Below are 5,317 nucleotides of genomic sequence, written 5' to 3' on the forward strand. Positions count from 1 at the left end.
GCTTCGGTGCGCAGCGGGTTGATCTCGGAGACGGCGCCGACGAGCGTGGTCTTGCCGACGCCGAAGCCGCCGGCGACGACGATCTTCGCCGAGGTGGTTGCGCGGGTGGGGGCGGCCGCGTTAGAGCTTGCGAAGTCCACTGAGGACCCTTTCGAGCAGCGTGACGTCGGGCTGGTTTCCGGATTCGCCCCCGGAAGCGGGCTGGTGGATGGCGACCAGGCCGGCCTCGGCCAGGTCGGCCACGAGGATGCGGGCCACTCCCAGCGGAAGCGAGAGCAGGGCCGAGACCTCGGCGACGGACTTGACCTCGGTGCACAGGGTGCAGATCCGCTGGTGCTCCGGGAGCAGGGTGGCCAGGCGCTGCGGATCGACGCTGGCCGAGACCAGTGCCTCCAGGGCCAGCTCGTACCGGGGCCGGGTGCGTCCGCCGGTCATCGCGAACGGTCGGATCAGCGGGCCGGAGTCGTAGTCGTCCTCGAACTCCTCGACGTGGCCGGGTTCCTGGGCCGGTGCGTAGCCGGGGCCGGGCTCGGGGCCGCGCTGCGGCTCGGGCCCCTGTCCGGGCAGGCCGTGGCCGGCGTGCCGGCCGGGCAGGTGGTCCTGCGCCGGGTAGCCGGACGCGTGCGGGTCGTACGGGGGCTGCGGCTGGGCGTACTGGCCGTACTGCTCCTGCGCGTACGGCTGGCCGAACTGCTCCTGGCCGTACGGCTGGCCGTACTGCTGACCGTGGCCGACGACGCCGGGTGCTCCGAAGGCGTCATGGCCTGTGCCAGGGTACGGAACGCCGTACTGGCCGCTGCGGTCGTCGGGCGGTGTCACGGTTCCTCTCCTCACAGGGTGCGGCGGTGCGGTTCGAGCTCGGGTGCAGATCCGGAGCCGGTGGTGCGAAGGCCGTACAACGTCCGAACCCGAGCCCGCCGAAGCGGGCCCGGGACGGGCGCGGAGGTGCTTCGGATACCAGGACGGTATCCGACGAACCGTCAGTGCAGGAGACTGCCCTGGAGTTCTGCGCGGAGTGCGGGGGTGAGGACGGCGCCGGCGCGGTCGACGAGCAGGGCCATCTCGTAGCCGACGAGGCCGATGTCGCTGTCCGGCGAGGCCAGTACGGCGAGGGCGGAGCCGTCGCTGACGGCCATCAGGAACAGGAAGCCGCGCTCCATCTCGACGACGGTCTGGTTGACCTCGCCGCCCTCGAAGATCCGGCTGGCGCCGGAAGTGAGGGAGGTGAGGCCGGAGGCGACCGCGGCCAGCTGGTCGGCGCGGTCACGCGGGAAGCCTTCGGACATGCACAGCAGGAGGCCGTCCGCGGAGACCACCACCGTGTGCGACACCCCGGGGGTGTTGTCCACGAAATTGGTGATCAGCCAGTTCAGGTTCTGTGCGGCCTGGCTCATCTGACTCAACTCAACGCTCCTGGTGGTTCGAGCCGCCGAAGAGATCGGTGCTGCGGTTCTGCTGTCCGTTGCCGGACTGGTCTACCTGATCGGGGTCGATCCGGAAACTTCCGGTGCTGCCGGCACTGCGGCCCTGCTCCACACCGCGGCGCAGGTTGGTGAGGCGGCCACGGACCTCCTCGGGGCTGCGGGAGACCTGCGGCCCGTCCTGCGGGGTGGGCTTGGCGTTGCCGGCCACCAGATTCTGCTTGGGTACCCGGCGGGGGAGCCCGGAGGGCGTGGTACCGCCGGACGCGGGCTCACGGAGCTGCTCGGCACGCTGCCAGGCGCCGTCGTTGGGCGACTGCCAGGCGGAGCCGGTCGGTCCGGTGGGACCGTAGCCGCCCAGGGAGGACACCTCGTGGCCGCGGGACTCGTTCGGTGCCGAGGTGTCCTTGGCACCGGCGAACCAGTTCGGGGTCTCGCCGCCGCCCTGCGACGGGTCGGCACCCGCTCCACCGCCGGCCAGCTGCTGGCCGGGGCGGCGCTGCGGCAGCCCCGACGCCAGGGAGGAGGAGTCGGCCGACGGCAGCGCGGGCTGATCCGGGCTGTACGGGTGGCCGGCCCGGGCCTCCTCGGCCTGGTGGCCGTACTGGTCGTCCGCGTAGCCGTCGTAGTCCTGGTACTGGCCGTACTGGCCGTCCTGGCCCTGGGCGTACTGGTCGTCGGCGTAGCCCTGCTGCGGGAACCGGCCGTAGGCGTCCTGCCCGTAGTCGTTCCCGGCGTACTCGCCCTCGGCGTACCCGTTGCCGTCGTAGCCGTACTGGTCGTCGGCGTAGCCGTTCTGGTCGTAGCCCTGCCGGCCGTACTGGCCGTCCTGGGCGAAGGCCTCGTCGTTGCGCCGGCCGTACGCCGGGTACTCGGCGTCGACCTCGGCGTCGACCACGGGCTGCTGCTGGGTGGCCTCCGGGCCGGCCTCCAGGGCGGCGCGGCGGACCTGGTCGAGCCGCTGCGAGCGCTGGACGGAGTCCAGGGCCGGGCTGAAGCCGGTGGAACCGTGGCCGGTGCCGGTGAGGTGGTCGTCGAAGCCCAGCTCGGCGGCGCTGCGCGCCTGGTCGAGGCCTTCCACGGACCACTCGGCGGTCGGCTCCTGGTCGGCGAAGATCCGGGAGACGGTGAACTGCTCCTCGGGCTCCGGCGCCGCGCCCATCTGGGTCAGGAACGGCGGGAGCATGACCAGCGAGGTGGTGCCCGCGGACTCGCCCGAGGGGCGGAGCTGGACGCGGACGTCGTGCCGCTGGGAGAGCCGGCCGACCACGAAGAGGCCCATGCGGCGGGAGATGGTGGCGTCGACCGTCGGCGGCTCGGCGAGCTTCTCGTTGATCTCGGCGAAGTCGTCGGCGGTGAGGCCGATGCCCTTGTCGTGGATCTCGACCAGCACGCGGCCGTCCGGCAGGCGGGTGGCGTTGACCAGCACCCGGGTCTGCGGGCTGGAGAACGAGGTCGCGTTCTCCAGCAGCTCGGCGAGGAGGTGGACGAGGTCGGTCACGGCGGCGCCGACGACCTCGACCTCCGGGATGCCGGCGAGCTCGACACGCTCGTACTGCTCCACCTCGGAGGCGGCGGCACGGAGCACGTCGACCAGCGGGACGGGGGTGTTCCAGCGGCGGCCCGCTTCCTCACCCGCGAGGACGAGGAGGTTCTCACCGTTGCGGCGCATACGGGTGGCCAGGTGGTCCAGCTTGAAGAGGTTCTCCAGCTGGTCCGGGTCGGCCTCGTTGTTCTCCAGGTCGGTGATCAGCGCCAGCTGGCGCTGGATGAGGCCCTGGCTGCGGCGCGACAGGTTGGTGAAGATCGCGTTGACGTTCCCTCGCAGCAGCGCCTGCTCGGCGGCGAGCTCGACCGCCTGGCGGTGGACCTGGTCGAAGGCCCGGGCGACCTCGCCGATCTCGTCCTTGCCGTGCAGCGGGATCGGGGCGACGGAGGTGTCCACCCGCTCGGGGTCGGTCTTGGAGAGCTTCTCGACGAGCTCCGGCAGGCGGTGGTCGGCGATCTCCAGGGCGGCGTTGCGCAGGGTGCGCATGCCGAGAATCATCGAGCGCGCCACGTAGCCGGTGAGCACGCCGGCGAGGATCAGCGCGGCGAGCACGATCGCCGAGTTGAGGATGGCGTCGTAGAGCGCGTTGTCCCGCAGGTCGGCGGCGTCGTGGAGCACGTCGTCCAGCAGCGCGACCTCGGTGGCGCGCAGCGTGGCGATGTGGGTGTTGGAGGCCTGCTCCCAGTTCTCCTTGGTCAGACCGGCGTCCCTGGCCTCCTTGTAGGCGGCGTCGGCGGCGGCCTTGCCCTTGGACTGGCCCTCAGCGGCGGCCTGGCTGTAGGCGGCGCCGAGCGCCATCAGGCCCTGCATGGTGGGCACGCTGCCGTTGGGCATCCGGAAGGCGGCGCGCTGGTCGGCGGCGGCCTGGGCGACCTGGGCGTCCGCGTACTTGCGGGCGTCCTCGGGGGCACTGCCGGTGTTGAACTCGGAGAGGGAGACCTGCTCCAGCTTCTGCGAGACCAGCAGCTGCTGGATCAGGTCGACGTTCTCGTACCGGGTGGTGGACTGGGCCGAGATGCCGACCAGCAGGTGGAGCATCAGCGCGCGCTGGGTCGAGGCCGAGGCCTTGGCCAGCGACATCGCGTAGATCGCGCGGCCCTTGCTGGTGATGTTGGTGCTGCCGAGGCCGACCGAGTTGTCGTAGGCGAGCAGCGGCGCGAGCATCACCGAGTACGCGGACTGCGTCGCGGTCGCGAACAGCTCCGGCTTGTAGGCGTTGTCGCGCAGGTGCGGTAGGAAGGCGACGAGCTGCTGGAAGGCCGAGTGACGGTGGGGGAGCTCACCGGACTTGTCGGTGGCGTCGTAGGCCGCGTTGTACGCCTTGAGGGCGGCGTCGGTGGTCCCGCGGGTCTTGGTGAGGTCGCCGTTCGGGTCCTGGCCGGTGAGGATCGGCGAGAGCGTCTTGTCGCGCTCGTTCTCCAGCGCCTCGGCGAGCTCGGTGGCCGCCTTGGCCAGGCGCGCGGTCTTCTCGGCACGGGAGGCCTTGACGTAGCCGTCGACCGAGGTGTTGACGCGCAGACCGCCGAAGACCAGGCCGATGACCACCGGGATGAGGAGGATGGCTATCAGACGCGCCGGCACGCGCCAGTTGCGCGGCCGGAGGAAGTCGTACCGGCTCTCGCTGCCCTTGCCGTCCTTGCCGTCCTTGCCGCTCTTGCCGTCGCCGGCGTCGCCCGCCGGGCCGGCGCTGCGGCGCTCGGTGGAGGCGGTCGGCGGCTTCGGCGCGACGGCCGGGCGTTCCTCGGTGGGTGTGAACGCGGAGAATCCGGCCGGGCCGGTTGCGTTACCGTTCGGCTCGCTCTGGCGGGGCTCGGAGCGCCGCTGCGGGGCGACTTGCTGCTTACGCCTCACTCGACAACAACCTCTCGGCCGATCGCGGCCATGGATCAATCCAGCGCTACCCCTGAGGGCGGCCCGCTGGTGGGTGGTGGGACTGCCGTACGGGATTCAGGGGTAGCTGGAATTTCAGCACGTGCAGGGATGGGGGACAAACAGCCGCCGAGGGCGGCCGACGGTGGAGCAATTGGGACATTTGCCGACATCGACCCACAAAACCGTGGTCATCTGGCGCTGAGTGACGCTGATTCGCTACAGACAGCCACTGTTGATCACAAAATGCCTACCGAACTGTTATCCGCCGCTTATCCGGGGGCCTTGCGCGGTCTGCACCGGCGACACCCGTCCGTAAGCCGAGGTGCCCCGGCGCCCCGTCGCCGGGACGGGGTGCCGGGGCTGCCGACCTGCGGGTTCCGCCTAGCGCAGGCGGGCGAGGAGGGCGTGTTCGACGAGGGTGATGAGGGCGCTCTTGGCGCTGTCCCGTCGGCGGGCGTCGAGGGTGACGATGGGG

General features: G+C 71.3%; 3 protein-coding genes and 2 pseudogenes. All 5 read right to left on the reverse strand.

The features are described from left to right. Positions 1-140, reverse strand: a pseudogene (locus ACIPSC_RS38900) (ATP-binding protein); the annotation flags it as partial. Beyond that, the gene (locus ACIPSC_RS38905; RefSeq protein WP_400835116.1) at positions 121-819 is read right to left on the reverse strand and encodes a DUF742 domain-containing protein; all 699 of its coding nucleotides are present in this window, start codon (positions 817-819) and stop codon (positions 121-123) included. The gene ACIPSC_RS38905 and the pseudogene ACIPSC_RS38900, both read right to left, overlap by 20 nt. A gap of 161 nt (positions 820-980) precedes the next feature. Then, positions 981-1,394 carry a roadblock/LC7 domain-containing protein gene (locus ACIPSC_RS38910; RefSeq protein ID WP_030057391.1) on the reverse strand — a complete coding sequence of 138 codons (414 nt, stop codon included), beginning with the start codon at positions 1,392-1,394 and terminating at the stop codon, positions 981-983. 10 nt (positions 1,395-1,404) lie between these two features. Then, the gene (locus ACIPSC_RS38915; protein ID WP_400835119.1) at positions 1,405-4,821 is read right to left on the reverse strand and encodes a nitrate- and nitrite sensing domain-containing protein; all 3,417 of its coding nucleotides are present in this window, start codon (positions 4,819-4,821) and stop codon (positions 1,405-1,407) included. Positions 4,822-5,223: 402 nt separating this feature from the next. Beyond that, positions 5,224-5,317: pseudogene (locus ACIPSC_RS38920) on the reverse strand (ATP-binding protein); the annotation flags it as partial.

The sequence above is a fragment of the Kitasatospora sp. NPDC090091 genome, from assembly GCF_044747365.1.
In the GTDB taxonomy this organism is placed as follows: Bacteria; Actinomycetota; Actinomycetes; order Streptomycetales; family Streptomycetaceae; genus Kitasatospora.